Source organism: Streptomyces sp. NBC_00539 (assembly GCF_036346105.1).
Taxonomy (GTDB): Bacteria; Actinomycetota; Actinomycetes; order Streptomycetales; family Streptomycetaceae; genus Streptomyces.
Window position 1 is genome coordinate 2,615,922 of the sequence record NZ_CP107811.1, and the last position, 26,692, is coordinate 2,642,613.

28 protein-coding genes and 1 pseudogene are annotated in these 26,692 nt (G+C 72.1%); 7 read left to right on the forward strand and 22 right to left on the reverse strand.

The genetic code is table 11. The features are described 5' to 3' along the window. Positions 1-35: 35 nt before the first annotated feature. Both OG861_RS11335 and sigE read right to left on the reverse strand, forming a co-directional pair. The gene (locus OG861_RS11335) at positions 36-674 is read right to left on the reverse strand and encodes an anti-sigma factor family protein (RefSeq protein WP_443056598.1); all 639 of its coding nucleotides are present in this window, start codon (positions 672-674) and stop codon (positions 36-38) included. Continuing rightward, positions 671-1,450 (reverse strand): RNA polymerase sigma factor SigE, encoded by a 780-nt coding sequence (gene sigE, locus OG861_RS11340; protein WP_329198022.1) that lies wholly within the window; start codon positions 1,448-1,450, stop codon positions 671-673. Before sigE ends, OG861_RS11335 begins: the two co-directional genes overlap by 4 nt. A 189-nt stretch (positions 1,451-1,639) precedes the next feature. Between sigE and OG861_RS11345 the strand changes: the two genes are divergently transcribed. After that, positions 1,640-2,302, forward strand: a complete 663-nt coding sequence (locus OG861_RS11345) for an O-methyltransferase (protein WP_329198019.1) — start codon at positions 1,640-1,642, stop codon at positions 2,300-2,302. Positions 2,303-2,404: 102 nt separating this feature from the next. Here OG861_RS11345 and OG861_RS11350 read toward each other — a convergent pair whose 3' ends face one another. After that, positions 2,405-2,572, reverse strand: a complete 168-nt coding sequence (locus tag OG861_RS11350) for a DUF3117 domain-containing protein (protein WP_003966491.1) — start codon at positions 2,570-2,572, stop codon at positions 2,405-2,407. A gap of 331 nt (positions 2,573-2,903) precedes the next feature. Here OG861_RS11350 and OG861_RS11355 point away from each other — a divergent pair, with 331 nt between their 5' ends. Next, positions 2,904-3,707: an enoyl-CoA hydratase/isomerase family protein gene (locus OG861_RS11355; protein WP_329198017.1), complete on the forward strand. Its 804-nt coding sequence runs from the start codon at positions 2,904-2,906 to the stop codon at positions 3,705-3,707. 84 nt (positions 3,708-3,791) lie between these two features. Here the strand turns inward: OG861_RS11355 and OG861_RS11360 are convergent, their stop codons facing one another. Further along, positions 3,792-4,355 carry a DNA-3-methyladenine glycosylase I gene (locus OG861_RS11360; RefSeq protein WP_443056782.1) on the reverse strand — a complete coding sequence of 188 codons (564 nt, stop codon included), beginning with the start codon at positions 4,353-4,355 and terminating at the stop codon, positions 3,792-3,794. Positions 4,356-4,369: 14 nt separating this feature from the next. Then, positions 4,370-4,693, reverse strand: coding sequence for a DivIVA domain-containing protein (locus tag OG861_RS11365; protein ID WP_399273549.1), 324 nt, complete (start codon positions 4,691-4,693; stop codon positions 4,370-4,372). Between the two features lie 82 nt (positions 4,694-4,775). Between OG861_RS11365 and folP the strand changes: the two genes are divergently transcribed. Next, positions 4,776-5,636 carry a dihydropteroate synthase gene (gene folP, locus OG861_RS11370; protein WP_329198013.1) on the forward strand — a complete coding sequence of 287 codons (861 nt, stop codon included), beginning with the start codon at positions 4,776-4,778 and terminating at the stop codon, positions 5,634-5,636. A 103-nt stretch (positions 5,637-5,739) separates the two neighbouring features. Here folP and OG861_RS11375 read toward each other — a convergent pair. Together OG861_RS11375 and dapE are read right to left on the reverse strand one after the other, a co-directional pair. Beyond that, positions 5,740-6,489: pseudogene (locus tag OG861_RS11375) on the reverse strand (TIGR00730 family Rossman fold protein); the annotation flags it as partial. A 64-nt stretch (positions 6,490-6,553) separates the two neighbouring features. Beyond that, positions 6,554-7,633, reverse strand: coding sequence for a succinyl-diaminopimelate desuccinylase (gene dapE, locus OG861_RS11380; protein WP_329198009.1), 1,080 nt, complete (start codon positions 7,631-7,633; stop codon positions 6,554-6,556). 109 nt (positions 7,634-7,742) lie between these two features. On the opposite strand from dapE, the gene OG861_RS11385 reads away from it, so the two are divergent. Both OG861_RS11385 and OG861_RS11390 read left to right on the forward strand, forming a co-directional pair. Next, the gene (locus OG861_RS11385) at positions 7,743-8,702 is read left to right on the forward strand and encodes a hypothetical protein (RefSeq protein ID WP_329198008.1); all 960 of its coding nucleotides are present in this window, start codon (positions 7,743-7,745) and stop codon (positions 8,700-8,702) included. A 251-nt stretch (positions 8,703-8,953) separates the two neighbouring features. Continuing rightward, the gene (locus OG861_RS11390; protein WP_329198006.1) at positions 8,954-9,346 is read left to right on the forward strand and encodes an ATP-binding protein; all 393 of its coding nucleotides are present in this window, start codon (positions 8,954-8,956) and stop codon (positions 9,344-9,346) included. A gap of 144 nt (positions 9,347-9,490) precedes the next feature. On the opposite strand, the gene dapC is transcribed toward OG861_RS11390, so the two are convergent. Both dapC and fdxA read right to left on the reverse strand, forming a co-directional pair. Continuing rightward, on the reverse strand, positions 9,491-10,588 hold the full coding sequence (gene dapC, locus OG861_RS11395; protein ID WP_329198004.1) for a succinyldiaminopimelate transaminase: 1,098 nt from the start codon (positions 10,586-10,588) through the stop codon (positions 9,491-9,493). Between the two features lie 170 nt (positions 10,589-10,758). Continuing rightward, positions 10,759-11,085, reverse strand: coding sequence for a ferredoxin (gene fdxA, locus OG861_RS11400; RefSeq protein ID WP_030291119.1), 327 nt, complete (start codon positions 11,083-11,085; stop codon positions 10,759-10,761). Between the two features lie 117 nt (positions 11,086-11,202). On the opposite strand from fdxA, the gene OG861_RS11405 reads away from it, so the two are divergent. Continuing rightward, entirely contained in the window at positions 11,203-12,186 is a 984-nt protein-coding gene (locus OG861_RS11405; protein WP_329198003.1) for a GNAT family N-acetyltransferase, read from the forward strand. Continuing rightward, the gene (locus OG861_RS11410; RefSeq protein WP_329198002.1) at positions 12,183-12,974 is read left to right on the forward strand and encodes a transglutaminase-like domain-containing protein; all 792 of its coding nucleotides are present in this window, start codon (positions 12,183-12,185) and stop codon (positions 12,972-12,974) included. The genes OG861_RS11405 and OG861_RS11410 overlap by 4 nt, the downstream gene beginning before the upstream one ends. A gap of 102 nt (positions 12,975-13,076) precedes the next feature. Here OG861_RS11410 and OG861_RS11415 read toward each other — a convergent pair whose 3' ends face one another. From OG861_RS11415 to OG861_RS11475, 13 genes are all read right to left on the reverse strand, one after another. Beyond that, complete coding sequence (locus tag OG861_RS11415; RefSeq protein WP_329198001.1) at positions 13,077-13,694, reverse strand: response regulator transcription factor; 618 nt, start codon at positions 13,692-13,694, stop codon at positions 13,077-13,079. Next, complete coding sequence (locus OG861_RS11420) at positions 13,691-14,842, reverse strand: sensor histidine kinase (protein ID WP_329202427.1); 1,152 nt, start codon at positions 14,840-14,842, stop codon at positions 13,691-13,693. Before OG861_RS11420 ends, OG861_RS11415 begins: the two co-directional genes overlap by 4 nt. A gap of 41 nt (positions 14,843-14,883) precedes the next feature. Further along, on the reverse strand, positions 14,884-15,636 hold the full coding sequence (locus tag OG861_RS11425) for an ABC transporter permease (RefSeq protein ID WP_329198000.1): 753 nt from the start codon (positions 15,634-15,636) through the stop codon (positions 14,884-14,886). Next, positions 15,633-16,592 carry an ABC transporter ATP-binding protein gene (locus OG861_RS11430; RefSeq protein ID WP_329197998.1) on the reverse strand — a complete coding sequence of 320 codons (960 nt, stop codon included), beginning with the start codon at positions 16,590-16,592 and terminating at the stop codon, positions 15,633-15,635. Before OG861_RS11430 ends, OG861_RS11425 begins: the two co-directional genes overlap by 4 nt. Positions 16,593-16,769: 177 nt before the next feature. Further along, positions 16,770-18,908: a hypothetical protein gene (locus OG861_RS11435; RefSeq protein ID WP_443056597.1), complete on the reverse strand. Its 2,139-nt coding sequence runs from the start codon at positions 18,906-18,908 to the stop codon at positions 16,770-16,772. Between the two features lie 204 nt (positions 18,909-19,112). Continuing rightward, complete coding sequence (locus tag OG861_RS11440; RefSeq protein ID WP_329197996.1) at positions 19,113-19,496, reverse strand: DUF6113 family protein; 384 nt, start codon at positions 19,494-19,496, stop codon at positions 19,113-19,115. Beyond that, the gene (gene mshB / locus OG861_RS11445) at positions 19,493-20,398 is read right to left on the reverse strand and encodes an N-acetyl-1-D-myo-inositol-2-amino-2-deoxy-alpha-D-glucopyranoside deacetylase (protein WP_329197995.1); all 906 of its coding nucleotides are present in this window, start codon (positions 20,396-20,398) and stop codon (positions 19,493-19,495) included. The genes OG861_RS11440 and mshB overlap by 4 nt, the downstream gene beginning before the upstream one ends. 23 nt (positions 20,399-20,421) lie before the next feature. Next, positions 20,422-20,616 carry a hypothetical protein gene (locus OG861_RS11450; RefSeq protein ID WP_136213899.1) on the reverse strand — a complete coding sequence of 65 codons (195 nt, stop codon included), beginning with the start codon at positions 20,614-20,616 and terminating at the stop codon, positions 20,422-20,424. Between the two features lie 334 nt (positions 20,617-20,950). After that, positions 20,951-22,036 carry an ABC transporter ATP-binding protein gene (locus OG861_RS11455; protein WP_329197992.1) on the reverse strand — a complete coding sequence of 362 codons (1,086 nt, stop codon included), beginning with the start codon at positions 22,034-22,036 and terminating at the stop codon, positions 20,951-20,953. Further along, positions 22,029-23,012: an ABC transporter ATP-binding protein gene (locus tag OG861_RS11460; protein ID WP_329197990.1), complete on the reverse strand. Its 984-nt coding sequence runs from the start codon at positions 23,010-23,012 to the stop codon at positions 22,029-22,031. Before OG861_RS11460 ends, OG861_RS11455 begins: the two co-directional genes overlap by 8 nt. 13 nt (positions 23,013-23,025) lie before the next feature. Next, positions 23,026-24,027, reverse strand: a complete 1,002-nt coding sequence (locus OG861_RS11465; RefSeq protein ID WP_329197988.1) for an ABC transporter permease — start codon at positions 24,025-24,027, stop codon at positions 23,026-23,028. Beyond that, entirely contained in the window at positions 24,020-24,943 is a 924-nt protein-coding gene (locus OG861_RS11470) for an ABC transporter permease (RefSeq protein ID WP_329197986.1), read from the reverse strand. Before OG861_RS11470 ends, OG861_RS11465 begins: the two co-directional genes overlap by 8 nt. Positions 24,944-24,973: 30 nt before the next feature. Next, positions 24,974-26,602, reverse strand: a complete 1,629-nt coding sequence (locus OG861_RS11475; protein ID WP_329197984.1) for a peptide ABC transporter substrate-binding protein — start codon at positions 26,600-26,602, stop codon at positions 24,974-24,976. Positions 26,603-26,692: the final 90 nt, after the last annotated feature.

Genomic DNA, 26,692 nt, shown 5'->3' on the forward strand with positions numbered 1-26,692 from the left:
GGTCCGCCCCCGGCCCGGGGCCTGCGGCCCCGGCGTCAGTGCGCCAGGGAGACCACCGGCCGGGCCGAGACCGGCGCGGAGGGGCTCAACACCCCCCTGGGCGCGAAGGTGGGCAGCACGCCCGGGCTCGGGAGCCGGTCGCGGACCACCGCGTCGGTCAGCGGCAGGTAGGGCTCGGGCCGCGCGGCGGGAGCCTCGCCCCGCGAGCCGCCCGGCTCGACGGAGTCCAGCGGCAGGGCGCCGCCCAGGGCGAGCGCGGCGAGCGAGACCGCACCGGCCGCGACGAACGCGAACCGGCGTCTGGGGCGGCCCGGCTCGTGGGCACGGCCGACCTCATGGATACGGAGCGCTTCGCGCGGCGCGGCCGGAGCCACGTACCCGAAGGCGGCCGTGGGGGCGCCGCCGCCCGGCGCCCCGGAGGAAGGACCCGCGGGATCGCCACCCGGCAGGCCCTGCAGCCGGGCGAGCAGCCCCGCGGACAGCGGCGGCGGCGCGCTCTCCACGAACATGGTCTTGAGCCGGCGCTGGGCGTCGGCTTCGGCCTTGCACTTGGGGCAGGTCGCCAGATGCGCGAGCACCCGCTCGCGCGCGTCATGGCTCAGCTCCCCGTCGACCAGGGCGGCGAGACGGTCGCCCAGGTGCTGTTCGGCGGGGGAAGGTCGGGCTCCGCTCACTCGGTTCCGCCCTCTCCTCCGGCGCCGGGGGCGCCCACCGCCGCCCCTGCCAGCGCGCGCTGCTCCGCGCGGGCCTCGGGAGACCGGTGCTTGAGCGCCTTGCGCAGGTGCGAGCGGCCTCGGTGGATACGGCTGCGCACGGTGCCGAGCTTCACGCCGAGCGTCGCGGCGATCTCCTCGTACGACAGGCCCTCGATGTCACAGAGCACGACGGCCGCGCGGAACTCGGGCGCGAGGGTGTCCAGCGCCTGCTGCACGTCCGCGTCGAAGTGGGTGTCGTGGAGCACCTGCTGGGGGGACGGCTCGCGGCTGGGGAGCCGCTCGGCGGCGTCGTCGGCGAGCGCGTCGAACCGGATCCGCTGCTTGCGGCGGACCATGTCCAGGAAGAGGTTGGTGGTGATGCGGTGCAGCCAGCCCTCGAAGGTGCCGGGCGTGTACGTGGACAGCGAGCGGAAGACGCGGACGAAGACCTCCTGCGTCAGGTCCTCGGCGTCGTGCTGGTTGCCCGTCAGGCGGTAGGCGAGGCGGTAGACCCGCGCGCTGTGCGTGCTGACGATCTCCTCCCAGGAGGGAGGCGTCCACGCCTGCGATCCCGCTTCGGCGGCAAAGGTCGCGGTGGTTGCGGGGTCGGCGGTGTGGAAGCGGTCAGCAGTCTCGGTCACGGATTTCGGCTCACCTGCCGACCAGAAGAGACGTCGGAATACGCCTCCACGATCCGTAGGCGCAGCCGCACCTCCCCTATCGGCTCTGGTGGTGTCCAGTGGAGCCCCTACCATAGCCACCCCTCCCGTCAGCTCCGGATAAGCATTTTTGCAGTAACTTTGCACGAGTCTTATGGGTCCGCGGGCTCCCCGACTGCCGATCTGCCCTCCGCCGTCCCCTCTATCCCGCATGCGTCCCGCGTCTACCTCTCCCAACGCCCGGTCCCATCTGCGGGTTCCCGACGTCAACGGATACAGTCACCGTTGCGCCAACTATGGGGACAGGAGAGGGTCATTAGCGGCAACCGGCAGACGAGCTGGGCGTTCGCCGACGCGTTTGTCGCCGAGGACGACGCTCTGCGATGGGCCCGCGACCGGTCCAGGGAAGCGGGGCTGCGCTCCGTCTCCCCGGGCACCGGGGCCGCGCTGCGCCTGCTGGCCGCGACCGCCGACGCCAAGGCGGTGGCGGAGATCGGCACCGGGACCGGGGTCTCCGGCATCCACCTCCTGTACGGGATGCGCCCGGACGGGGTGCTGACCACCGTCGACCCGGAGCCGGACCGGCAGGCGTTCGCCCGCCAGGCCTTCCGCGCCGCCGGCTTCGCGGGCAACCGGGCCCGCTTCATCCCCGGCCGCGCCCTGGACGTACTGCCGCGGCTCGCCGACGGCGGCTACGACCTCGTCTTCTGCGACGGCGACCCCACCGAGTCCCTCGACTACCTCGCCGAATCGTTGCGGCTGCTGCGGCCGGGCGGTCTAGTGTGCTTCGAAGGCGTCTTCTCCGACGGCCGTACCGTCGACTCCGCCGCCCAACCGGTGGAGGTGCTCCGGGTCCGCGAGCTGCTGCGCAGCGTGCGCGAGAGCCCGGCCCTGGAGGCCGCGCTGCTCCCGGTGGGTGACGGCCTGCTGTGCGCGGTCCGCCGCTGACCCGGCGGCCCGGCAGGAGGTACGACGCCGCCCCGGCCGCGCGAGGCGGCCGGGGCGGCGTGGAGTTTCGCAGGCGAAGTGCCTGTCAGCGTCCTCGGAGGATCAGCCGACGACCTTCTTCAGGGCGTCACCCAGGGCGTCCGCCTCGTCCGGAGTCAGCTCGACGACGAGCCGACCGCCGCCCTCGAGCGGTACGCGCATGACGATGCCTCGCCCCTCCTTGGTGACCTCGAGCGGGCCGTCGCCCGTCCGCGGCTTCATGGCCGCCATGCTCGTTCCCCTTCCTGAAACCAGCTCATCGTCGCCGACGGCCCCATTCAGGCGCCTAGTACCCGGCATCGAACACATTGCTTCCCAGCCATTATCCCGCATGTCAGGACCCGATGACCAACATCGGCGGGGAACGCTTGTGCAACGCGCTTGACCAAAACCACTCATTTCGGGGATCCGCCTGCGATACTTCGCCGCTGCGCCCGGCGGGCGGCCCCCTCTTTCTTTGACGCACATCACATGCCCGGTGCGCGCCCCGTCCGCCATGCTGGCCCTTGCACCGGCCGGTACCGGCCGGTAGCCAAGCCCGCGACGAAGGGGGACCCCCGCCATGGCCGACAGCGTGCTCTACGAAGTGACCGACGGACTCGCCACCATCACGATCAACCGTCCCGACGCGATGAACGCCATGAACACGGAGGCCAAGGTCGCCCTGCGCGACGCGGTCCAGGCCGCCGGGGCCGATCCGCAGGTGCGGGCGGTCCTGCTCACGGCGGCCGGGAGCCGGGCCTTCTGCGTCGGCCAGGACCTCAAGGAGCACATCGGCAACCTCGCGGCCGACCGAGAGAGCGGCTCCTCGCTGACGATGAGCACGGTCGCCGAGCACTACAACCCGATCGTGCGGGCCCTGACGGAGATGCCGAAGCCCGTGGTGGCGGGCGTGAACGGGGTAGCGGCGGGGGCCGGCTTCGGTTTCGCGCTCGCGGCGGACTTCCGGGTCGTCGCCGACACGGCCTCCTTCAACACCTCGTTCGCCGGGGTGGCGCTGACCGCCGACTCGGGCGTCTCCTGGACCCTGCCGCGGCTGATCGGCGCCTCCCGCGCCTCGGACCTCCTGCTGTTCCCGCGCTCGGTCAAGGCGCAGGAGGCGTACGAGCTCGGCATCGCGAACCGCGTCGTCCCGTCGGACGCGCTCGCCGCCGAGGCCGAGTCGGTGGCCCGGACCCTCGCCTCGGGCCCGACCGTGGCCTACGCGGCCCTCAAGGAGTCCCTCGCGTACGGGGCGTCCCACTCGCTGCCCGAGGCCCTGGCCCACGAGGACGTGCTCCAGACCCGCGCGGGCGCCTCCGCGGACCACGGCATCGCGGTCGAGGCGTTCCTGGCGAAGCAGCCGCCGAAGTACCTGGGCCGCTGACGGGCGCGTCCGGGCGGCCGCCGAGGGCCGCCCGGACGGTCAGGTCAGGTGAGGTCAGGTCAGGTCGGATCAGGTCCGGGCAGGTCAGGTCCGGTGCCGGAAACCGCAGGCCGCGAGGTGGTCGTCGACCAGGCCGCAGGCCTGCATCAGGGCGTACGCCGTCGTCGGCCCGACGAAGCGGATGCCGGCCTTCTTGAGCGCCTTGGCGAGCGCCGTGGACTGCGCCGTCACCGCCGGGACGTCGGAGAGCGTCTCGGGGGCCTTGCCCGGCTCGGGGGCGTGCGACCAGATCAGCGCGTCCAGCTCGCCCGGCTCCCACTGGGCGAGCACCTTCGCGTTCGCCAGCGTCGCCTCGATCTTCATCCGGTTGCGGATGATGCCCGCGTCCAGCATCAGCCGCTCCGCGTCGCTCTCGTCGAAGCGCGCGACCGCATCGATCGCGAAGTCCGCGAACGCCTTGCGGAAGCCCTCGCGCCTCCGCAGGATCGTGATCCACGACAGCCCCGACTGGAACGCCTCCAGGCACAGCCGCTCGTACAGCGCGTCGTCCCCGTGGACCGGGCGGCCCCACTCCGTGTCGTGGTAGGCGACGTAGTCCTGCGTCGACAGCGCCCACGGGCAGCGCAGGATCCCGTCCGGGCCGGCCATCGCCGGGGCGCCGCTCACCGGTCCTCCTTCGTGAGGTCGACGCGGCCGTGGGCCGAGACGGCGGCGGTCAGTTCCGCGATCCGCGCGTCCCGCTCGGCCAGCTCGGCCGCCAGCCGGTCCAGTACGTCGTCCACCTCGGCCATCCGGTAGCCGCGCGGCGCGACCGGCAGGCGCAGCGCGTCGATGTCGGCCCGTACCACCGGCCGGGATTCCGGCAGGGAGTCCGCCACCCGGTCCGGCTCCGCCTCGGGCAGCACGGCCTGCGAACCTCCGCCGACCACCGCGAGGGTGACCGCGGCCACGACCACGACCAGCGCGATCAGCAAGAACCAGAACACGATCAACTCCCCTGAGAGACTCCGGCCACCAGGTTAAGGTCGCAGACGAGGCGCGAGGGCCGCCGAAGGAGGAAAGAGCAGGATGCTGCGACTGGGCAGGCGCGAGTTCGACACGCACGAGCCGGTGATCATGGCCATTGTGAACCGGACCCCGGACTCCTTCTACGACCAGGGCGCGACGTTCCACGACGAGCCCGCGCTGGAGCGGGTCGGGCAGGCGGTGGCCGAGGGCGCCGCGATCATCGACATCGGCGGGGTCAAGGCGGGCCCCGGCGAACACGTCGACGCGGCCGAGGAGGCCCGTCGTACGGTCGGCTTCGTGGCCGAGGTGCGCCGCCGCCACCCCGACGTGGTGATCAGTGTGGACACCTGGCGCCACGAGGTCGGCGAAGCGGTGTGCGAGGCCGGCGCCGACGTCCTGAACGACGCGTGGGGCGGGGTCGACCCCAAGCTGGCGGAGGTCGCCGCCCGTTACGGCGCCGGGCTGGTCTGCACCCACGCGGGCGGGATCGAGCCGCGTACCCGGCCGCATCGGATCGCGTACGAGGACGTGATGGCGGACGTCCTGCGGGTCACGGTCGGCCTGGCCGACCGGGCCGTCGCGCTCGGGGTGCGCCGCGACGCCATCATGATCGACCCGGGGCACGACTTCGGGAAGAACACCCGCCACTCCCTGGAAGCCACCCGGCGGCTCGGCGAGATGACCGCTACGGGCTGGCCGGTGCTGGTGTCGCTGTCCAACAAGGACTTCGTCGGCGAGACCCTCGACAAGCCGGTCAAGGAACGCCTGCTCGGCACCCTCGCCACCACGGCCGTCTCGGCCTGGCTCGGCGCGCAGGTCTACCGCGTGCACGAGGTCGCCGAGACCCGGCAGGTCCTCGACATGGTGGCGTCCATCCAGGGCCACCGGCCCCCGGCGGTCGCCCGCCGGGGGCTCGCCTGACCGGACACCCGGCCGGCCGGGCCCCGGCAGGGCGCTGCTAGTCGCCCGCCTCCCGGGCGGCCTCTTCGGTCGCGGCGCGGGCGGCGCGTTCGTTCGTACCCTCGCCGACCTCCTTGCTGACCAGCGTCACGGCCTCCTCCACGTCGTCCGTCACGTGGAAGAGGCACAGGTCGTACTCGGACGCCTTGCCCTGCGCGATGACGGTGTTGCGGAGCCAGTCGACCAGCCCGCCCCAGTACTCCGTGCCGAAGAGCACGATCGGGAAGCGGGTGATCTTCTGGGTCTGGACCAGGGTCAGGGCCTCGAACATCTCGTCCAGCGTGCCGAGCCCGCCCGGCAGCACCACGAAGCCCTGGCTGTACTTCACGAACATCGTCTTGCGGACGAAGAAGTACCGGAAGTTCAGCCCCAGGTCGACGTGCTGGTTCAGCCCCTGCTCGAAGGGCAGCTCGATGCCGAGCCCCACCGAGATGCCGCCCGCCTCCCGGGCGCCCTTGTTGGCCGCCTCCATCGCGCCCGGGCCACCGCCCGTGATGACGGCGAAGCCGGCGTCGACGAGCGCGTGCCCGATCCGTACGCCCGCCTCGTACTCCGGCGAGTCCTCGGGGGTACGGGCCGATCCGAACACGCTGATCGCCGGCGGCAGCTCCGCCAGCGTGCCGAACCCCTCGATGAACTCCGACTGGATGCGCAGGACCCGCCAGGGATCGGTGTGCACCCACTCGGAGGGCCCGGCGGAGTCCAGCAGCCGCTGGTCCGTCGTACTGCCCGCCTGCACCTGGCTCCGCCTGCGCAGCACCGGCCCGAGCTGCTGCTCCTCGGGCCGGCGAGCGGAACGTTCGGGGTTGCCCATGATGTGCTCCCTCCAGCTGATCGTCCGATCAGGTTAGGCGCAGGAAGGTGACGGCAAGCGGAATTCAGGAGGTCAGCCAGGCGCGGAGTCGCTCCTCGCAGTGCAGGATCGCCTTCGTCTCGACCCGTTCGTCGACCTTGTGCGCCAGCAGCGCGTCGCCCGGGCCGTAGTTGACCGCCGGGACGCCCAGCGCGCTGAACCGGGCCACGTCCGTCCAGCCGAACTTGGGCATGGCGCGTCCGCCGACCGCCTCCATGAAGGCCGCGGCCGCCGGATGGGACAGGCCCGGGAGGGCTCCGCCGGAGAAGTCGTCGACCACGAACTCGGCGATGTCGCAGCCTTCGAAGACCTCCTTCACGTGTGCCAGCGCCTCTTCCTCGCTCCGGTCCGGGGCGTAGCGGAAGTTGACCGTCACCGTGCAGGAGTCCGGGATGACGTTGTTGGCGACGCCGCCCTCGATGCGCACCGCGTTGAGGCCCTCGTGGTACTCCAGTCCGTCGATGACCGGCCTGCGGGCCTCGTACGCCGCGAGCCGCACGAGGATGGGGGCGGCGCCGTGGATGGCGTTGGAGCCCATCCAGCTGCGCGCGGAGTGGGCGCGCTCACCGGCAGTGCGCAGCAGCACGCGCAGGGTGCCCTGGCAGCCGCCCTCGACCTCGGCGTTCGACGGCTCCAGCAGGACCGCGAAGTCGCCCCGCAGCCAGTCGGGGTGGGCCTCGGCGACCTTGCCCAGCCCGTTGAGGTCGGCGGCGACCTCCTCCTGGTCGTAGAACACGAAGGTGAGGTCCCGGTTGGGCCGGGGCACCGTCGCGGCGATGCGCAGCTGCACGGCGACGCCGGACTTCATGTCCGTGGTGCCGCAGCCCCACAGGACGTCGTTCTCGTCCAGGCGGGAGGGCACGTTGTCGGCGATCGGGACCGTGTCGAGATGGCCGGCGAGCACGACGCGCTCGGCGCGGCCGAGGTTCGTACGGGCCACGACGTTGTTCCCGAAGCGGTCGACCGTCAGGTGCGGCAGGCCGCGCAGCGCGTGCTCCACGAGGTCGGCGAGGACCTTCTCGTCGCCGCTCACGGAAGGGATGTCGACGAGCCGGGCGGTCAGCTCGGCAGCGTCCAGGGTGAGGTCCAGCTCGGATTCGGACATGAGCCGACCCTAACGCCCGGGCGGTGTGGCGGCCCGGCCGGTCCGGCGGGTGGACGGGTCCGGCGAGGGCCCGGCGATCACCTCGCGCGGCTCAAGTACGGTGGGCCGCGTGTCCCCCACCGATCACTCCAGCCCGCGCCGCCGCCGACCGCTGCTCAAGGTCGCCGGCCTGCTCGTTCTGCTCGCGCTCGGCGGCTACCTCGTCGTGCAGTACGAGTCCAACGGCGGTGGTGGCGCCCCGCACTGCACGGCCGGCGCGCCCGGCGAGCAGGGCGGCAGCGGTACGTACGAGATGTCGCCGGAGCAGGCCGGGAACGCGGCGACCATAGCCGCCGTCGGCGTGGCCAAGGGCGTCCCGGACCGGGCGCTCACCATCGCACTGGCCACCGCCATGCAGGAGTCGGGCCTGCGCAACCTCGACCACGGCGACCGGGACTCGCTCGGGCTGTTCCAGCAGCGTCCCTCGCAGGGCTGGGGCACGCCGCAGGAGATCCGCGACCCGGTGTACGCGGCGGGGATCTTCTACGACCGGCTGCTGGAGGTCAGGGGCTGGGCGCAGCTGCCGCTGACGGAGGCCGCGCAGGAGGTGCAGCTCAGCGGTTTCCCGCAGGCGTACGCGAAGCACGAGCCGAACGCGACGGTCCTCACGGCGGCCTTCGCGGGCGGCGGTTCGGTCATCTGCGGCGGGCCGGCGCCCACCGAGCCCGGCCGGCCGGAGCAGGTGCGGGCGGAGCTGGTGCGGATCTTCGGCAAGCAGGTCCGGGTGGACGCCGCGGCCGCGCCCGCCCCCGCGAAGGAGGGCGCGGGCTCCCCGGAGGCCGAGATCACCGTGGCGCAGCCGCAGGGCTCCGCCGAAGCGGCGTTCCGGCGCGCGCGGGTGGTGGCGTACTGGGCGGTGGCGCACTCCGGCGACATGGGCATCGCGCGGGTCTCCTACGCCTCGCGGGGCTGGACCGCGGGCGAGGCGGAGGGCAAGTGGCAGGCGGAGCGCGTCGCGTCGCCGCGGCCCGATGCGCCGCAGCCCCGCACCGCACAAGCGGATGAGGTACGGATCTTCGTGCACCGCTGACCCCCGCTGTGAACCGCCCCCCGGCCCGGATACCGCTCGGGTGTGCGGTACGTCCCCCGCCCGGGGGTGGCCGGCGCGGGGGCGCCCGGGGCGCGAAAGGGGCGGAAGGCCTGGTCGCGCGCGTCCGATGCGGTTGTCGCGGAACCCGATTAAACGATGCGTTACCGATCCTTTACCCACCGGGTCCGCAACTTGGAACGCCCCGCAAGCGGTTGTACCGGTGTACTCAGCCGCTACCGCTTAGGAGCATCATGTCCCTCCCCCTGACCCGTCGGATCGCCCGTGCCGCGCTGCTTCTCGCAGCCGGGACAGCTCCCGTGGTCGGTGCGGCCGGCGCGGCCAGCGCCGCGGGCCTGGAGTCCGTGCCGCAGCTGGGCGCGCTCACGTCCCCCGACGCCGGTGTCGCCGCCGTCGGCGACACCGCCGCCACCGCCACGGACACCGCGGCGAAGGCCGCCCCCGCCCAGCTGACCGAGGCGGCCGGCCCGCTGCTGGCCGGTCTGCCCACCTCAGGCCTGCCCACCTCGGGCCTGCCCACCTCGAGCCTGCCCACGTCGGCCCTGCCCGCGGCGCCCACCTCGGGGCTGCCCGCCGCGCCGGAGCTGCCGCTGAACGCCGTGCCGCTGGGCGGTCTCGGCCACTGACCCGCCGCCGCGGGAACGCCGAGGGGCCGGGAGTGCGCACTCCCGGCCCCTCGGGCTGTTCCTGGGCCTGACCTGGGCGTCACCGGGGCCGGAGCCGTACCCGGGTGTGATCCGGGTGTGATCCGGGCCTGGTCCGGATCCGGACTAAGCGCCGAGCCGCTTGACCGCGGCCGCGACCCGTTCGTCGGTGGCGGTGAAGGCGACGCGGACGAAGTTCGCCCCCGCCTCGCCGTAGAAGTCGCCCGGTGCGACCAGGACGCCCCGCTCGGCGAGGTACGCCACCGTCTGCCAGCAGGGCTCGTCGCGGGTCGCCCACAGGTACAGGCTGGCCTCGCTGTGCTCGATGCGGAAGCCGTGGGCCTCCAGTGCCCCGCGCAGCGCCTCGCGGCGGGCCGCGTAACGGCCGCGCTGCTCCTGCACGTGCGCGTCGTCGCCCAGGGCGGCGACGACGGCGGCCTGGACCGGCGCGGGGGTCATCATTCCGCCGTGCTTGCGGATCTCCAGCAGCTCGCCGAGCACGTCCGCGTCACCGGCGATGAAGGCCGCGCGGTAGCCCGCCAGGTTGGACCGCTTGGACAGCGAGTGGACGGCGACGATGCCCTCGTAGGAGCCGCCGCACACCTCGTCGTGCAGGACGGAGACGGGCTCGGCCTCCCAGCCCAGCTCCAGGTAGCACTCGTCGCTGAAGACGAGGATCCCGTGCGCGCGCGCCCAGGCCACGATCCGGATCAGCTCTTCCTTCGGAAGGACCCGGCCGGTGGGGTTGGAGGGGGAGTTGAGCCACAGCAGCTTCACGCCCGCCGGGTCGAGCTCGGTCGGGTCGTCGTAGACCACCGGCTCCGCTCCGCACAGCCGGGCGCCGACCTCGTAGGTCGGGTAGGCGAGGCGGGGGTAGGCGACCTTGTCCCCGGCGCCCAGCCCCAGCTGGGTCGGCAGCCACGCCACCAGCTCCTTGGAGCCGACCACCGGCAGGACGTTGCGGTGGCCGACGGCGCTCGCGCCGAGGCGCCCGCGCAGCCAGCCCGTGATCGCGTCGCGCAGCGCGACCGTCCCCCACACCGTCGGGTAGCCCGGGGAGTCGGCGGCGCCGACGAGCGCGCCGCGGATCAGCTCCGGCACCGGGTCGACCGGGGTGCCGACCGACAGGTCGACGATGCCGTCCGCGTGGGCGGCCGCCGTCGCCTTGTACGGCTCCAGCTTGTCCCAGGGGAAGGCGGGAAGGCGGGCGGAAACTGCGGCCACGGTGCTCTCTGCTCTCTGCTCGCTACTTGTCCTGCTGCCTGCTGCCCACTGCCTGCCTGCCGTGGGCCCGCGCCAGTGGTCCGCGTACGGACCGCGGCGCGCAAACGGCTCGGTCCCGCGCGGCACGGGGCCGTACGGGACCGAAGCTCACCGCGCCGGGGCGACGGCCGTCAGTGGCCCTCGCCCATCGGCGGCAGCGCTGCGATGAAGGGGTGGTCCCGCTCGATCAGGCCGAGCTTGGAGGCGCCACCGGGCGAACCGAGCTCGTCGAAGAACTCGACGTTCGCCTTGTAGTAGTCCTTCCACTCCTCCGGGGTGTCGTCCTCGTAGAAGATGGCCTCGACCGGGCAGACCGGCTCACAGGCACCACAGTCGACGCATTCGTCCGGGTGGATGTACAAGGACCGCTGGCCCTCGTAGATGCAGTCGACGGGGCACTCTTCGATGCATGCCTTGTCCTTGACGTCGACACAAGGCTCCGCGATGACGTAGGTCACGCTCTCGTTCCTCCTCGGTAGGGCTTTCCATATCGCGCGGGAGCGCGGCGTCGTCGATGCCCACGCCTAGTATCTCCGTTCCCGGGCACGATCCGAACAGGAGGGGCGGACAGAGCTGTGGAAATCACTGCCGGTGGACTGCTGGAGATTCGTATTACCCCGGCTGACGTGGGTAAACGGGTTTCTGTGCGACGGGTGGAGGCGGACCGGAGCGGTCCCCCCTCGTTCATGGACGCGGTCGGGGTTCTCACATCCTGGACCGGGGGTGTGCTCACGATCACACGCAAGGACGGGCGGTCCGTCCACATCGCGGAATCGACGCTGGTAGCAGGCAAGATCGTCCCTCCGGCGCCCGCCCGGCGCAAGGGGCCTAGAGCGTCTTTCGAGGAGCTGGCCCGGGTCACCGCGCGGGCCTGGCAGCCCCTGGAGAGCGAGCCGCTGGGCGAGTGGACCTTGCGGGCGGCCGCCGGATTCACCCGGCGGGCCAACTCGGTGCTGGCACTGGGCGAGCCGGGGACACCGCTGGACGAAGCACTCGCGCGAGTGACCTCCTGGTACGCGCGACGCCGCCTTCCGGCGTACATACAGGCCGCGACCGGCGCGCTCGGCACCCAGGAGCGGCTGTGCGCCGAGCTGGAGCGGCGGGGCTGGGTGAACGAGGTCTCGGCGGAGGTCCGCACCGCGGCGTTGGCCCCGATCGGGGACGTGGAGGCGGCCGCGGCGTCCCGGGTGCGGCTGACCCGCGCGCCCGACGAGGAATGGCTCGGGCGGTACGGGCGGGTCAAGGACCCCGAGGTGGCCCGGAAGGTGCTGGTCGCGGGGCCCTCGGTGTGGTTCGCGACGCTACCCGGACAGGCGATCGGACGCATGGTGGTGGACGGCCGCTGGGCCGGGTTCGCGGCGGTCGAGGTCGATCCCGGTCAGCGGCGCGGGGGCCTCGCGACGGCGGTGATGACGGCGCTGGCCCGGCGGGCGCTGGAGGAGGGCGCCTCGGCGGCGTGGCTCCAAGTGGAGGCTGACAACGTGGGGGCGCGGGCCCTGTACGACGGGATGGGCTTCGCGACGCACCACGCCTACCACCACTTCCGGGCGGCGGCGTGAGCGCCGAGGGACGGGCCCGGTTCGCGGCGGAGGCCCGCTCGGAGCGGCCGGACCTGGCGCTGTTGTGCCTGCTGCTGGCGACCGAGGCGGACCCGGAGCTGGACGAACGGGCCATGGACCGGGCGCAGATCGAGCTGGACCGGCTCGCGGGGATGCTGCCGTACGGGCTGCGCGGCGGGGCGGCGTGGGCGTCTGCGGTGACGGAACTGCTGGGCGGCCGGCTCGGTTTCCACGGGACTCCGGCGGACTACGACCGGCTGTCGTCCTCGCTGCTCCACGAGGTGCTGCTGCGCCGCCGGGGCCTGCCGATCCTGCTGTCGGTCGTATGGCTGGAGGTGGCGCGGCGCGCGGGTGCGCCGGTGTACGGGCTGGGGCTGCCGGGCCACTTCGTGGTGGGTTTCGGGGACCCGGAGGAGGGGGTCGTGGTGGACCCCTTCGCGGGCGGCGCCTCGCTCGGGGTGGGTCCGGCGGAGCCGGCGGGCGGACCGCGGACGCCGGCCCGGACGCTGGACATCGTGCTGCGGATCCTGAACAACATCCGGGCATGGGCCGCCACCCGGCCCGAGCAGTCGGGGGTCGCACTGTGGGCGCTGGACCTGTCGCTGCTCCTGCCCTCGCACCCGGCGTCGCTGCGGTACGAGCGGGCCCGGGTGCTGGTGGAGCGGGGGCAGTTCGTGGCGGGCGCGGCGGAGCTGGACGCTTACGCGGAGGTGGTCGACGCCGTGGACGCGGCAGCGGCGGCCCGCGTCCGCGCGGAGGCCCTCTCGGCCCGCGCCCTGCTGAACTGACCTGCCGAACGGGCCCGCCGAACCGACCCGCTGAACGGGCCCGCTGGACGGGCCCGCTCTGCACGGAGCCGCCCGGACCGGCCTTCCGCACCCGCGGGACTGCTACAGCCAGCCCTTTTCGCGGGCCACGCGGACGGCTTCGGCACGGTTGCGGGCGGCCAGCTTCTGGATCGCCGTCGAGAGGTAGTTGCGGACGGTTCCCTGCGACAGGTGCAGCCGGGCCGCGAGCTCCGCGTTGGTCGCGCCGAACTCCGCCGCGCGCAGCACCTCCCGCTCGCGGTCGGTCAGCGGGTTCGCCCCCTCGGCGAGGGCTGCCGCCGCCAACGTCGGGTCGATGACGCGCTCGCCCGTGAGGACCTTGCGCACCGCCTCCGCCAACTGTGCGGCCGGGGCGTCCTTCACGAGGAACGCCGACGCCCCCGCCTCCATCGCCCCACGAAGGTAGCCGGGGCGGCCGAAGGTGGTCAGGATGACGATCCGCAGGGCCGGCAGGGCGTCCCGCAGGGCCGCCGCCGCCTCGATGCCCGTCATGCCCGGCATCTCGATGTCGAGCAGCGCCACGTTCACGTCGTGCGCGCGGGCCGCCGCCAACACCTCGTCGCCGCGGGCGACTTGGGCCAGCACCTCGATGTCCGGCTCCAGGCCGAGCAGCGCGGCGAGGGCCTCACGGACCATGGACTGGTCCTCGGCGAGGAGGATCCGGATGGGCCGTGGCGTCATGAGTCAGATCCTAGGGGGACGCGGGCCAGCAACCGGAAGCCGGTCCTGCCCACCGGGCCCGCCTCCAGGGTGCCGCCCACCGCCTCCAGGCGCTCCGTCAGGCCGGTCAGGCCGTTGCCGTGGGTTGCCGCACCGCCCGCCCCGTCGTCGAAGACGGTCAGTTCGACCATCTTGCCGGCGAGGGTCTGACGGGCGGCGAGGGTGATCGTGCAGCGTTTGGCGCCGCTGTGGCGTACCGCGTTCGTCACCGCCTCGCGCAGCGACCACGCGAGCGCCGATTCGACCTCCTGCGGGAGGTCCTCCGGGACCTCTTGGGGAAGGTCGGCGAGGACGCCCGCCGCGGTCAGGGCGGTTCGTGCGCCGGCCAGTTCGCCCGGCAGGGTCGGCCGCCGGTAGCCGCTCACCGCTTCCCGTACGTCGACCAGCGCCTGGCGGCTGACCTGCTCGATGTCCGCCACCTGCTGGGCGGCGAGCTCCGGGCGGTCCGGAAGCATCCGGCCCGCCAGTTCGCTCTTGAGCGTGATCAGCGACAGCGAGTGCCCGAGCAGGTCGTGCAGGTCCCGGGCCATCCGCAGCCGTTCCTCGTTGGCCGCGAGCTGCGCCACGGTCGCCCGGGCCTCGCGCAGTTCGATGGTGGTACGGATCATCGCGCGGATGCCGACCATCGCGTAGCCGCCCATCACCGCCGGGATCAGCAGGCCGGCCAGGTAGGCGTCGCCGCCCGGCACCGCGAGGGCCGTCACCGTCAGCAGCGCGGTCGCGCCCGGCACCGTCCAGCGGGAGATTCCCCCCGGCAGCGCGGCGCCGGAGGAGATGGAGACGTAGACGAAGAGGACGAGCCATTCGCGGCCCAGGCTCAGGGACAGGACGGTCGCCTGGGCGGAGAGGGCCGCGACCGAGATCAGCAGCCAGCGCACCTGGCTTTCCCGGGCGGTGCGGAAGACCAGGGCCAGGTACCAGGAGACGAAGGCCGCGAGGCCCAGGCCGCCGAGCAGCCGGGCCTGCAGGCTGTGTCCGCCGCTGACCAGATCGGCTACGGGGGCGCTGAGGTAGAACAGCCACAGGCTGATCCACATCGACTTGACGATCTTGTGGCGCCGGGTCTCGGGGCGCACGCCCACCCTGGGTCCGTCGCCTCCCCCCGTCATGCTGTCGTTCATGAATCTGGCCGCTCTGGTCACTTGCGTCGTCACGCCTTCAACGAGTCCTTCCGGTACAGCCAGGCGGCAGCACCCGTGAACAGTACGAAGTAGACCGCGAGTATCGCCACGTCCTTCATGTGGGGCGCGCCACCCAGTTCTATCGCCTGTCCGAGGCCGGCGTAGGCGTGGGTCGGCAGCCACTCGCAGATGTTGCGGAGCCACTGCGGGAAGGCCGCGGTGGGCGTCCACAGGCCGCCGAGGATGGAGAGGCCGAAGTAGAACAGCATGGTGATGGGGCGGACGGTGTCCCCGCTGGCCAAGTAGCCGAGGGCCACGCCGAGGGCGGCGAAGACGAGGCTGCCGGCCCAGATGGAGCCCGTCAGGGCGAGCCACTGCCAGGCCTCGAACCGTACGCCCTTGACCAGTGCGGCCACCGCGAAGACGACGAGGATCGCGGGCAGGGACAGCACACCGGCGCTGGCGGTCTTGGCCAGGACGTAGCCGCGGCCCGGCAGGGAGGTCAGGCGCAGCTGGCGGACCCAGCCCGCCTCACGCTCCTTGGCTATTCGCTCGCTGTTGCCCATGAGGACGGCGGTCAGGGCGCCGAAGGAGGCCATGGCGACCATGTAGAAGGCGGGCATGGCCAGGTCCGTGCCCATGACCTTGGTCGTGCCGTTCAGGGTGCCGCCGAGCATCAGGAAGAGCGCGGCCGGATAGAGGACGGTGAAGAACAGGTACTTCTTGTTGCGCAGGGCGCGGGTGACTTCGAGCTTGACGAGCTTGAGCGTTCCGGTGGTCATGATGCGTTGGCCTCCTCGGCCTCGGTGAGGGCGATGAAGGCCTGTTCCAGGCCCAGCCCGGCGACTTCCAGGTTCCGGGGGTAGAGCCCCAGGGCGTAGACCGCGTGTACGGTCGCGTCGGCGTCACGCGACTGGAGCTTCACGGTTTCGCCGTGCCGCTCGTAGGAGGTGAGGTGCGGCAGGGCGCGCAGCGCCTGCTCGTCGACCTGGCCGTCCGCGAGGTCGAAGGCGATCCGGCGGGCGCCGGCCTTGGCCTTGATCTCGGCGGCGGTGCCGTCGGCGAGGAGCCGGCCCTTGCTGAGGACCAGGACGCGGTCGGCTATCGCGTCCGCCTCTTCCAGGTAGTGCGTGGCGAAGAGGACGGTACGGCCCCGGGCGGCCTGTTCCCGCATGGTGGCCCAGAAGGCCTGGCGGGAGGTGACGTCCATGCCGGTCGTCGGTTCGTCCAGCACGATCAGCTCGTTGTCCCCGGCGGTGGCGAGCGCGAAGCGCACGCGCTGCTCCTGCCCGCCGGAGAGCTTGTTGACGAGCCGGCCCGCGATGTCGGAGATCCCGGCGCGGCTGAGCACCTCTTCGACCGGGTACGGGCGGGGGTGGAGCGCACAGGTGAGGGCGACTATCTCGCGGACGGTCACTTCCTCCATCAGACCGCCGGTCTGGAGCATGGCCCCGACCCGCCCGGCGGCTATCGCCTCGCGGGGCGAGCTCCCGAAGAGCCGGACCGAACCGGCGTCGGCGGGGCGCAGACCCAGCAGGAGGTCGAGGGTGGAGGACTTGCCGGCGCCGTTGGGGCCGAGGAGCGCGACGGTCTCGCCCGGGTGGAGGTCGAGGGACAGGCCGTCGACCGCACGGACGGCGCCGTAGGCCTTGGTCACGTTCTGGAAGCTCACCACAGGAGCGGTGGTGGCTCCGGGGCCCGGGGCGGCGGCTGTTTGCGTCGCGGTCGTCGTCTTCATGGCTCAAGATTCGCCCGCCACGGGGGTTCCGCGTCAGTGTCTCCCGTCGTGACTGCCGCATGACAGTTGTCATGCGGCAGATGTGACGGTGCGCCGGGCCCAAGCCGAAGCCCCCGCCGCCCCTCTCGCACGAGAGGGATGACAGGGGCTCTGACCTGCGGTTCCAGCAGCCTGTGATCAGTTGGCGTCCGTGTCGATGACCGCGGTCCGCTCCGCGGGCGTCTTGCCGCGCAGGGCCTTGCCGAGGGCGCCCGCGACGTCCTGCGGGGTGACGGCGGTCTTCGCTCCGGTGCCCCTGGCGATCAGGATCCCGTCGAAGGTGTCGCTGTAGGCGGCCTTCAACGCTTCGAGGTCGTACTTCTCGACGAGGTGCCCCTGGACGGGGGACATGCTGAGGATCTTGGGCAGCGTCTTGGCGCCGAACGCGATGGACTTGTTGCCCGCCTTGACCGTGGCGATGCCGGACATCGCGGGTTCCGCGAACTCCTTCATGGCACGGTTCAGTTCGGCCTGGTCGACGGAGGGTTCCCGGGTGGCGGTGGGCAGTTCGACGGGGGTGGCCTTGCCGCTGGCGATGGTGTTGCGGAAGGCCTTGACCACCGGGTCGATGGAACCGTCGACGTCCAGGCTGGTACCCGCCTGGCCGGGGACGGCGACGGCCTTGCCGCTGTCGAACTTGATCGTGCCCTCGGTCGCCGTGCCGGCGCTGCCCGCCAGTTGCTGGAGCGCGACCCGCAGCTTCTCCTCGTCCACCGGCATCACCGCTTCGGCGGTGCGCGACCGGCCGAGGAGGGAGCCGATGACGGTGACGGGGTTGTAGTCGCTGCCCGTGGCGTTGCGGACGGTGGTCTGGGTGTCGAGGGTCAGCCCGGCCTTGTCGGGCTTGAGCTCGACCTGCTTGCCGCCGACCGTGAACTGGAGCGGGGCGGAGGCGCGGGTACCGAAGACGGCCTGGAGCCTGGTCACGGCCTCGTCGCGGCTGCCGCTGATGTCGACGCCGAGGACGGTCGTGCCCTTGGGGACGTCGGAGTGGTTCAGGAGCAGCCCGGCGCCGTAGGCCACGCCGAGCAGGGCGATGAGGCCGCCGCCGGCCATGACGAGCTTGGAGCGCTTCTTGGCGGGCTTCGCGGGGGCCTTGGGGGCCGGCCGGGCCTGCTTGGGCGGCTGCGGGGCCGCCGTGGGCACGACCGGTCCGGGCCCGGGGCCACCGGGGAACGGGCTGCCGGGCAGCGGACCGGGCCCCTCGGCCCGCGGGCCGGGGAACGGGTCCCCGGGCACCGTGCCACCGGGCCTCGGGCCGGCGGCGAAGGGGTCCGCGGCGAACGGGTCCCCGGCGAAGGGGTCCCCGGGCACCGGGCCGTCCTGCCGCGGGCCGCCCGGGAACGGGCCACCCGCCGGCGGGGCCTCCGGCCCGGGCCAGCGCGGCGCGTCGTCGGCGCGTACGGGGGCGGTCCCGAACGCGGGGCCGGTGGTCGGCCCGGCGGGCCCGGCCTGCGGCGCGGGCTCCTCGTAGGCGGGGAACGCCTCGGTGGACGGACCGTTGTCGAACTCGGGGTAGGCCTGGGGCACTCCCGGGGCGGGCGGACCGGGCGGGAACCCCCGGTCGGAGCCGAAGCCGGACGCGGGACCCTGCGGCCGCGGCACGCCGCCGCTGCGGGGCCCGTCGGGCGCGGCGGACCCCGCCGGACCGGACTGCCCCGTCGGCGCGCCGCCCGCAGCCGGGGCGTAGCCCGCGCCGCCCGGCGTCGGACCGGACTCGGTCCGTACGCCCGCCGGCGGGGTCGCGGCGGCCTTGCGCGGCGCGAACCAGTTGCTGGACGCCTCGTCCGAGCCGCCCTGGGCCTGCGCCCGGCCGGACTGGGAGGCCGAGGGGGTGCGCGTGGGCAGCGGCGCGGGCGGCGACTGCGCCCCGGCCCCCGCCCCGGCCTTCGGACCGGTCCCCGAACCGGCGGACGGCGCCGGCGCCGGGCCGGGCGCCTGACCGGCCGCGTCCTCGGGCGCGCCGGACCGCGACTGCGCGGACCCCTCGGCGTCCTTCACCGGCTTGCGCACGACGACGGGCGGGATCGGCCGGGACCCGGGGATGTTGATCCGGATCCGGGTCGTCAGGGTGGTCTCGGTCTTCGGCCCGTCGGAGTCGGGCGTGGACGGCTTCGAAGTCACAGGGTTCTCCTCCGTGGCGGTCGCCGCGCCAGGCCCGGGTGGCTCGGTCGTGGACGGATTCCGGCCGGTTCCATACGGCGGCGTGCCCGAGGGGTAGGCGGCTCCACCGTGCCCTTGGGGCCCGGGGGACGAACTGTCAGTTTCACGACTCAAGGCAGGTTCTCCCGGTTGGCTCCGCCGCCCGTCAACCTTGCGCGGGCAGCTCGGCGGCCCGTCCACCATACTGGCCGCCGCGCACGCGCAACTGTCCGTCGGGAATCAGGGATTCCTCTTGGGCTCCGCAGGGTCACCCTTACACGGACCGTCAAACCGCCTCAAGCCGTCCCCGATCAGAGCCCGGCCGCGTCCGACAGCACGTCAGCGCCGGGGCCGCGCGGCCGAAACCGGCCGGTCCGGGCCGCCCTTCATCGTGGCGCAGATCACAGCGGCGACGACCCCGCCCAAAAGGTAGACGTACAGGCCGATTCCGGACGAACCGAGCAGGAAGTCCCCTTCGGGGCGCGGCAGGCTGAGCAGTACGTACGCCAGGAACCAGCCGACCGCGGCCGCGCCCACCCCGAGCCCGGTCCCGGTCGCGAGCCGGCCGGCGAGGAAGACCCCGAAGAGGGCGAGCAGTGCCAGCAGCAGCCCGCCGGGGAACCAGAGGTCGACCACGAGCCATCCGGCCGCGCCCGTCACCGCCCCGGCGACGAGCAGGCCGAGGAGGGCGGCGATCCGCCCGGGGGTCAGCGTCCCGGTCATGCCGGCACCCCCGCGAACAGGTCGCGCTCCCGCTCGCCTTCCGGGGCGCCCGGCTCCCCCGCGACGAGTTCGTAGTACTCGCGGGCGAAGAGCGGCTGGGCCAAGTCGTTCGACAGGGCGAAGAAGGGCTCGTCCACGGCGATCTGCGTGGCGTGCGCCCGCATCGCGGCGGCCTTGGCCCGCACGAAGGCGTCCCGGCCGTCCTCGTCGCCGATCTCGGCGGTGATCCGCTCGTCCGGGACGACGCCCGGCACGTCCTGCGGGGACGCGACGCCGGGGAAGGGCACCGCCGCACCGGCCGCGCGGAGCCGCTCGAAGCCCTCCTCGACCACGGACCGCGGCACCCGGTTCCAGTAGACCTTGCGGATCTCGTACGGATCCCCGAGGTCACGCCGGTAGGTGGTCTCCGCCGCGAGTTCGGCGGCGCGCGTGGCGACCCGGTGCGCCTGGATGTGGTCCGGGTGGCCGTATCCGCCGTCGGGGTCGTAGGTGACCAGCACCTGCGGCCGCAGCTCGCGGATGACCTCCACGAGGTACGCGGCGGCCTCGTCCACTTCGGCTGACCAGAAGGCTCCGGGCCGGTGGTTCTGCTCGGCGCCCATCATCCCGGAGTCCCGGAAGCGGCCCGGGCCGCCGAGGAACCGGTGGTCGGTGACGCCCAGTTCCTTCATGGCGGCGGCGAGCTCGCCGACCCGGTGCGCGCCGAGGGTGTCGTCGCGGTCGGGGGCCAGGTGGGCGAGGCCGGGCGGGATGACCTCGCCCTCCTCGCCGAGCGTGCAGGTCACCAACGCGACGTGGGCGCCCTCGGCCGCGTACTTGGCCATGGTGACGCCGTTGTTGATCGACTCGTCGTCCGGGTGCGCGTGCACGAGGAGCAGACGACGGGCGGGAAGACCGTTCATGGGGTCAGCCTACGAGCTGGGCCCTACAGCTTGAGGCCACTGATCATGCTCGCCACGTTGGACGTCAGCTGGCTGAGGGTGGGCGCGATGGTCGAACTCGCCAGATAGAAGCCGAGGAGCACACAGACGAAGGCGTGTCCCGCCTTCAGCCCCGACTTCCGCACCAGCAGGAAGACGACGATCGCCAGCAGCACCACGGCCGAGATCGAGAGTGCCACGGCGTTTCACCTCCACGTCGAGCGGACATCGGGTACGTACTCGTGCACGGCGGACTCATACCCACCGTGCGCTACGGATCATAACTATCCGTACCAGCGCATCGATCGAATTCCGGCAGCACGAAGGGCGCACGCCGCGCACGAGCAGGGGCACGGGGAGCCCGGCCGGACAGGCAGTACGCCCACCCGGCCGGCCGTCCGGACCCCCACGGCCACACGCGCACCAGCCTGCCGGGCAGGTGCATCGGGACAGACTCGGTCAAGTCGCCGCGAAGTAAACGGAGTTGCGGCAACCGCAGAGATATTCGGACGTACGCTCGGGGGTGGCCGGAAATCATCGGTCCTCCGGGGGCCGTTCCCCCTCCGCGAGCCCCTTCGGCGGCGGGGCGGGCGGCGGAGCCGTCACCGGCACCACCCGTTTCTCCGCCGCGAAGTGACAGGCGGACGGGTGCGCCCTCGGCCCGGACGGGAACCACTCGGGCACCGCGAGCGGCGGCACCTCCACCGCGCACCGCTCCTGGGCCTTCCAGCAGCGCGTACGGAAGCGGCACCCCGACGGCGGGTTGGCGGGGGACGGGACGTCGCCGGCCAGGATGATCCGCTCGCGCACCGCCCGGGCGCGCGGGTCGGGCACGGGGACGGCCGAGAGCAGCGCCTGCGTGTAGGGGTGGGTGGGGTGCTCGTAGATCTCGGTGTCGGTGCCGATCTCCACGATGCGGCCCAGGTACATGACGCCGACGCGGTCGGAGATGTGCCGCACGATCGAGAGGTCGTGCGCGATGAACACGTAGGACAGGCTGAACTCGTCCTGGAGGCGCTCCAGCAGGTTGACGACCTGCGCCTGGACCGAGACGTCGAGGGCGGAGACGGGCTCGTCCGCGACGATGACCTCCGGGCGCAGGGCCAGGCCGCGGGCGATGCCGATGCGCTGGCGCTGGCCGCCGGAGAACTGGTGCGGGTACCGGTTGATGTACTCCGGGTTCAGCCCGACCACGTCGAGGAGTTCCTGCACCTTGCGGCGCCGGTCGCCCTTGGGGGCCACCTCGGGGTGGATCTCGTACGGCTCGCCGATGATGTCGCCGACCGTCATGCGCGGGTTCAGCGAGGTGTACGGATCCTGGAACACCATCTGGATGTTGCGGCGCACGGCCTTGAGGGCCCGGGCCGAGAGCCGGGTGATGTCCTCGCCCTTGTACGAGATCGTGCCGGCCGTCGGCCGCTCCAGGTTGACCAGCATCTTGGCGACGGTGGACTTGCCGCAGCCCGATTCGCCGACGATGCCGAGGGTCTCGCCCCGGTGCAGGTCGAAGGAGACGCCGTCCACCGCCCTGACCGCGCCGATCTGCCGCTTGAAGAGGATGCCCTGGGTCAGCGGGTAGTGCTTGACCAGCTCCTTCACCTCCAGGATCGGCTCAGGCATGCAGGCATTCCTTCCAGAAGTGGCAGGCGGTGGTGCGCGGTACGGGCGACTCGGTCACCTCGTACAGCGGCGGGACGTCGGTGCGGCAGACGGGCTGCGCCATGGGGCAGCGCGGGTTGAAGGCGCAGCCGGGCGGGATGTGCAGCAGGTTGGGCGGCAGCCCCTTGATGGCGTAGAGCTCCTGGCCCTTCTGGTCCAGGCGCGGGATCGAGTCCAGCAGACCCCGGGTGTACGGATGGGCGGGTGCGGCGTAGATCTCGTGCACGGGGGCCGATTCGACGATCCGGCCGGCGTACATGACGGCGATCTTGTCGGCGACGTCCGCGACGACGCCGAGGTCGTGGGTGATCAGGATCAGCCCCATGTTCAGTTCGCGCTGGAGCTCCGCGAGCAGGTCCATGACCTGGGCCTGGACCGTGACGTCCAGGGCGGTGGTGGGCTCGTCGGCGATGATCAGCGCGGGTTCCAGGGCCAGCGCCATGGCGATCATGATGCGCTGGCGCATGCCGCCGGAGAACTGGTGCGGGTAGTCCCCCACGCGCTGCCTGGCCGCCGGGATCTTCACCCGGTCCATCAGCTCGACCGCCTTGGCCCTGGCGGCCTTGCGGGAGAGGCCGCGGTGGACCTCGTACATCTCGCCGAGCTGGGCGCCGACGCTCAGGACGGGGTTCAGGGAGGAGAGGGCGTCCTGGAAGATCATGGCCATTTCGTTCCCGCGGATCTTGCGGCGCTCTTCCTCCCGCATCCCGAGCAGGTCCTTGCCCTGGAACAGGATCTCGCCGCCCGCGATCCGGCCCGGCGGCACTTCGAGGATCCCCATCACGGCCTGCGCGGTCACCGACTTCCCGGAGCCGGACTCGCCGAGCACGGCGAGGGTCTCGCCCGCGTCCACCGAGTAGTCGACGCCGTTGACGGCCTTGGCGACCCCGTCGCGGGTCGTGAACTCCACGTGCAGGTCGCGCACTTCGAGCAGCATGGGCGGGGGCTCCTCAGCGCAGCTTGGGGTCGAGGGCGTCGCGCACCGCGTCGCCGAGCATGATGAAGGCCAGCACGGTCAGGCTCAGCGCTCCCGCCGGGTAGAGGAGCATGTGCGGGGCGTTGCGGATCTGCGGGGCGGCGTTGGAGATGTCGATGCCCCAGGAGACGGTCGGCGGCCGCAGGCCCACCCCGAGGAACGACAGGGTGGCCTCCAGGGCGATGTAGGTGCCCAGGGCGATGGTGGCGACGACGATGACGGGGGCGACGGCGTTCGGCGCGACGTGCCGCAGCAGCATCCGCGTGTTTCCGGCGCCGAGGGCCCGGGCGGCCTGCACGTAGTCGTTCTGCTTGGCGGTGATCACCGATCCGCGGGCGATGCGGGCGAGCTGGGGCCAGCCGAGCAGCACGATGAATCCGACGACGGGCCACACGGTGGTGCTGGTGACGACGGACAGGAAGACCAGCCCGCCGAGGACGACGGGGATGCCGAAGAAGATGTCGGCGGTCCGGGAGAGCAGGGCGTCGCCCCAGCTGCCGAAGAACCCGGCCAGGCCGCCGAGCGCCGAGCCGAGCAGCGCGGCGCCGAGGGTGGCGCAGACGCCGACGGTGATGGAGGCGCGGGCCCCGTAGACGGTACGGGTGTACACGTCGCAGCCCTGGGTGTCGTAGCCGAAGGGGTGGCCGGGTGCGGGGCCCTGCTGGGACTTAGACAGCTCGCAGTGCAGCGGGTCGCCGCTCGCGATGAGCTGCGGCCAGATGGCGATGACGACGAGGAAGAGGATCAGCAGCGCGGAGACGACGAAGACGGGGTTGCGGCGCAGTTGGTGCCAGGCGTCGGACCACAGGGAGCGGGCCGGCTGCTGCGGGCCGCTCCCGGAGCCGGTACTGCCGTCCCCCAGCGGCTTCTCCAGGCTTTCGCCCTCTTCCAGGGCCAGGTCCATGGCGCCTCCCTGCCCCGTCGGCGCGATGGCTTCGTTGTCACCGGGCTGGAGCGGGTCGTAGTGCTCAGGCATAACGGATCCTCGGGTCCAGGACCGCGTAGAGCAGGTCGACGAGCAGGTTCGCGAGCAGGAAGACGATGACGAGGATCGTCACGAAGCCGACCACGGTCGGGGAGTTGTTGCGCAGGATGCCCTGGTACAGCTGGTAGCCGACGCCGTGGATGTTGAAGATCCGCTCGGTGACGATGGCGCCGCCCATCAGGGCGCCGATGTCGGTGCCGATGAAGGTGACGACGGGGATGAGCGAGTTGCGCAGCAGGTGCCGGGTGATGACGCGCCTGCGCGGGAGGCCCTTGGCGACGGCGGTGCGGACGTAGTCGGCCTTGACGTTCTCGGCGATGGAGGTGCGCGAGAGCCGGGTGACGTAGGCGAGGGAGACGAGCGCGAGGACGACGCCGGGCAGGAGCAGCTCGCCGAAGGGGGCGTCGGCGGAGACGGTGGGCCGGACCCAGCCCCATTCGACGCCGAAGAGGTACTGGAGGAGGTAGCCCGTCACGAAGGTGGGCACGGAGATGACGACCAGCGTGAGCACCAGCAGGCTCGTGTCGACCGCCTTGCCCCGGCGCAGCCCGCTGACCACGCCCAGCGTGATCCCGACGACGATCTCGATGACGATGGCGACCATGGTCAGGCGCAGGGTGACGGGGAAGGCCGTGGCCATCAGCTCGGTGACCTCCTGACCGTTGAAGGCGGTGCCGAAGTCGCCCTGGAAGATCTGCCCCATGTAGTGGAGGTACTGCTTCCACAGGGGTTGGTCGAGGAAGAGGTCCTTGCGGATGCGGGCCGCGGTGGCGGGGTCGGGCGCCTTGTCGCCGAAGAGGGCCGCGACGGGGTCACCGAGCGCGTACACCATGAAGAAGATCAGGAACGTGCTGCCGATGAACACCGGGATCATCTGGAGCAGCCGCCGGATCACATAACGTCCCATGGACTGCTCCAGGATCGGTCCGAAGGCGGGTCAGCTGACCTTGATCTCGTTGTAGACCGGGACGCTGAACTGGTTGAGGGTGACGTCGGAGATCCGTTCGGAGTGCCCGGCGCTGCCGTTCTGGTACCAGAGCGGGATGGAGGGCATCTGTTCGCCGAGGATCTTCTCCGCGTCCTGGAACTTGGCGATCGCCTTGGCCGCGTCGCTCTCCTGGTTGGCCTCGTCGATGAGCTTGTCGAAGTCCGGGTTGCTGAACTTGCCGTAGTTGGAGGAGGCGCCGGTGTAGTAGAGCGGCTCCAGGAAGTTCTGGATCAACGGGTAGTCGGCCTGCCAGCCGGAGCGGAAGGGGCCGGTCAGCTTGAAGGCGCTCTGCTGGTTGCGGAAGTCGGCGAAGGTACCGACCGGGTTGACGGTGCAGACGGGGCCTTCGCCGATGGCGTTGTTGATGCTGTTGCAGACGGCGTCCATCCACTCGCGGTGCGAGCCCGTGTCCACGTTGGACGTCAGCGTGACCTTGCCGCCGGGAATCCCGCCGGCGTCCTGGATGAGCTTCTTGGCCGCCACCGGGTCGTAGGTGCACAGGTCGCCGCAGACGTCCTTGAAGCCGCCCTTGGCGCCGAGGGCCGGGGAGGTCCAGTCCTTGGCGGGGGTGCGGGTCTCGCGGAAGATCTGCCGGGTGATCTCGTCACGGTTGATGGCGCGCGAGATGCCCTGGCGGACCTTCTCCATCCCGGCCTTGCCCCAGTTCGGGTCGTACAGGGGGAAGGTGAGGGTCTGGATGATGAGGGCCGGCTGGTTGATGTAGCGGTCCCCGAGGTCGTTCTTGACGTTCTTGAGCTGCTGCGCGGGCACGTCGTCGACGAGGTCGAGGTTGCCGGAGATCAGATCGGTGTAGGCGGTGTTGTTGTCGGTGTAGACCTTGAGGTCCACACCTCCGTTCTGCGCCTTGTCGGGGCCCGGGTAGCCGTCCCACTTGCGCAGCTTCATGCCGGTGCCCTTGGTGTACGAGTCCACCGTGTACGGGCCGTTGCCCACGGGCTTGTTCAGCCAGGCGGCGTGGTCGGTGAAGAAGGACTTGGGCAGCGGGGAGAAGGCCTGGTAGCCGAGGGTCTCGGGCCAGGTGGAGAACTTCGCCTTCAGGGCGACCGTGAAGGTCTTGGCGTCCTTGACGACGAGCCCGGACATCGTCTTGGCCTTCGGCTCGCCGGAGGCCGGGTGCAGGTCGGCGTATCCGACGATGTCCGCGAAGAAGGGCGCGTTGTTCTGTTTGTTGCGCACGTCCGCCGCGTAGTTCCAGGCGTCCACGAAGGACTGGGCGGTGACCGGCTCGTCGTTGCTGAACTTCCAGCCGTCCTTCAAGGTGATCGTGAAGTTCTGGCTGTCGGTCGTGTCGATCTTGTCGGCGAGCATGTTGACGGCCTCGCCCGTCTTCGGGTCGTACCGCTTGAGGCCCCGGAAGAGCATGTCGAGGACCTTGCCGCCCTGCACCTCGTTGGTGTTGGCCGGCTCCAGCGGGTTCTGCGGGTCACCCCAGGAGGAGCTGACGATGCCCGCGTCCCCGCCGCCCGCGCCGCTGTCGCTTCCGCCGCCGCAGGCCGTCGCCGCGAGGGCGACGGCCGCCGCGCATGCGGCCCACTTGACGTGGGTGGCTCCGCGCATGGAGTGCCTCCTAGGTCCCAAGACTCACGTAGGCCCCAATGTCACCCCAGGTGGGGGCCTGCGCACTCATGGTTGGACCGATTGCACCCG

Coding starts and splice junctions, on each gene's coding strand:
- sigE (WP_329198022.1), bottom strand. CDS start 1,450: ATGGTAGGGGCTCCACTGGACACCACCAGAGCCGATAGGGGAGGTGCG.
- OG861_RS11350 (WP_003966491.1), bottom strand. CDS start 2,572: ATGGCGGCCATGAAGCCGCGGACGGGCGACGGCCCGCTCGAGGTCACC.
- OG861_RS11355 (WP_329198017.1), top strand. CDS start 2,904: ATGGCCGACAGCGTGCTCTACGAAGTGACCGACGGACTCGCCACCATC.
- OG861_RS11360 (WP_443056782.1), bottom strand. CDS start 4,355: ATGGCCGGCCCGGACGGGATCCTGCGCTGCCCGTGGGCGCTGTCGACG.
- folP (WP_329198013.1), top strand. CDS start 4,776: ATGCTGCGACTGGGCAGGCGCGAGTTCGACACGCACGAGCCGGTGATC.
- dapE (WP_329198009.1), bottom strand. CDS start 7,633: ATGTCCGAATCCGAGCTGGACCTCACCCTGGACGCTGCCGAGCTGACC.
- OG861_RS11390 (WP_329198006.1), top strand. CDS start 8,954: ATGTCCCTCCCCCTGACCCGTCGGATCGCCCGTGCCGCGCTGCTTCTC.
- OG861_RS11415 (WP_329198001.1), bottom strand. CDS start 13,694: ATGACGCCACGGCCCATCCGGATCCTCCTCGCCGAGGACCAGTCCATG.
- OG861_RS11420 (WP_329202427.1), bottom strand. CDS start 14,842: ATGACGGGGGGAGGCGACGGACCCAGGGTGGGCGTGCGCCCCGAGACC.
- OG861_RS11425 (WP_329198000.1), bottom strand. CDS start 15,636: ATGACCACCGGAACGCTCAAGCTCGTCAAGCTCGAAGTCACCCGCGCC.
- OG861_RS11430 (WP_329197998.1), bottom strand. CDS start 16,592: ATGAAGACGACGACCGCGACGCAAACAGCCGCCGCCCCGGGCCCCGGA.
- OG861_RS11440 (WP_329197996.1), bottom strand. CDS start 19,496: ATGACCGGGACGCTGACCCCCGGGCGGATCGCCGCCCTCCTCGGCCTG.
- mshB (WP_329197995.1), bottom strand. CDS start 20,398: ATGAACGGTCTTCCCGCCCGTCGTCTGCTCCTCGTGCACGCGCACCCG.
- OG861_RS11455 (WP_329197992.1), bottom strand. CDS start 22,036: ATGCCTGAGCCGATCCTGGAGGTGAAGGAGCTGGTCAAGCACTACCCG.
- OG861_RS11460 (WP_329197990.1), bottom strand. CDS start 23,012: ATGCTGCTCGAAGTGCGCGACCTGCACGTGGAGTTCACGACCCGCGAC.
- OG861_RS11465 (WP_329197988.1), bottom strand. CDS start 24,027: ATGCCTGAGCACTACGACCCGCTCCAGCCCGGTGACAACGAAGCCATC.
- OG861_RS11470 (WP_329197986.1), bottom strand. CDS start 24,943: ATGGGACGTTATGTGATCCGGCGGCTGCTCCAGATGATCCCGGTGTTC.
- OG861_RS11475 (WP_329197984.1), bottom strand. CDS start 26,602: ATGCGCGGAGCCACCCACGTCAAGTGGGCCGCATGCGCGGCGGCCGTC.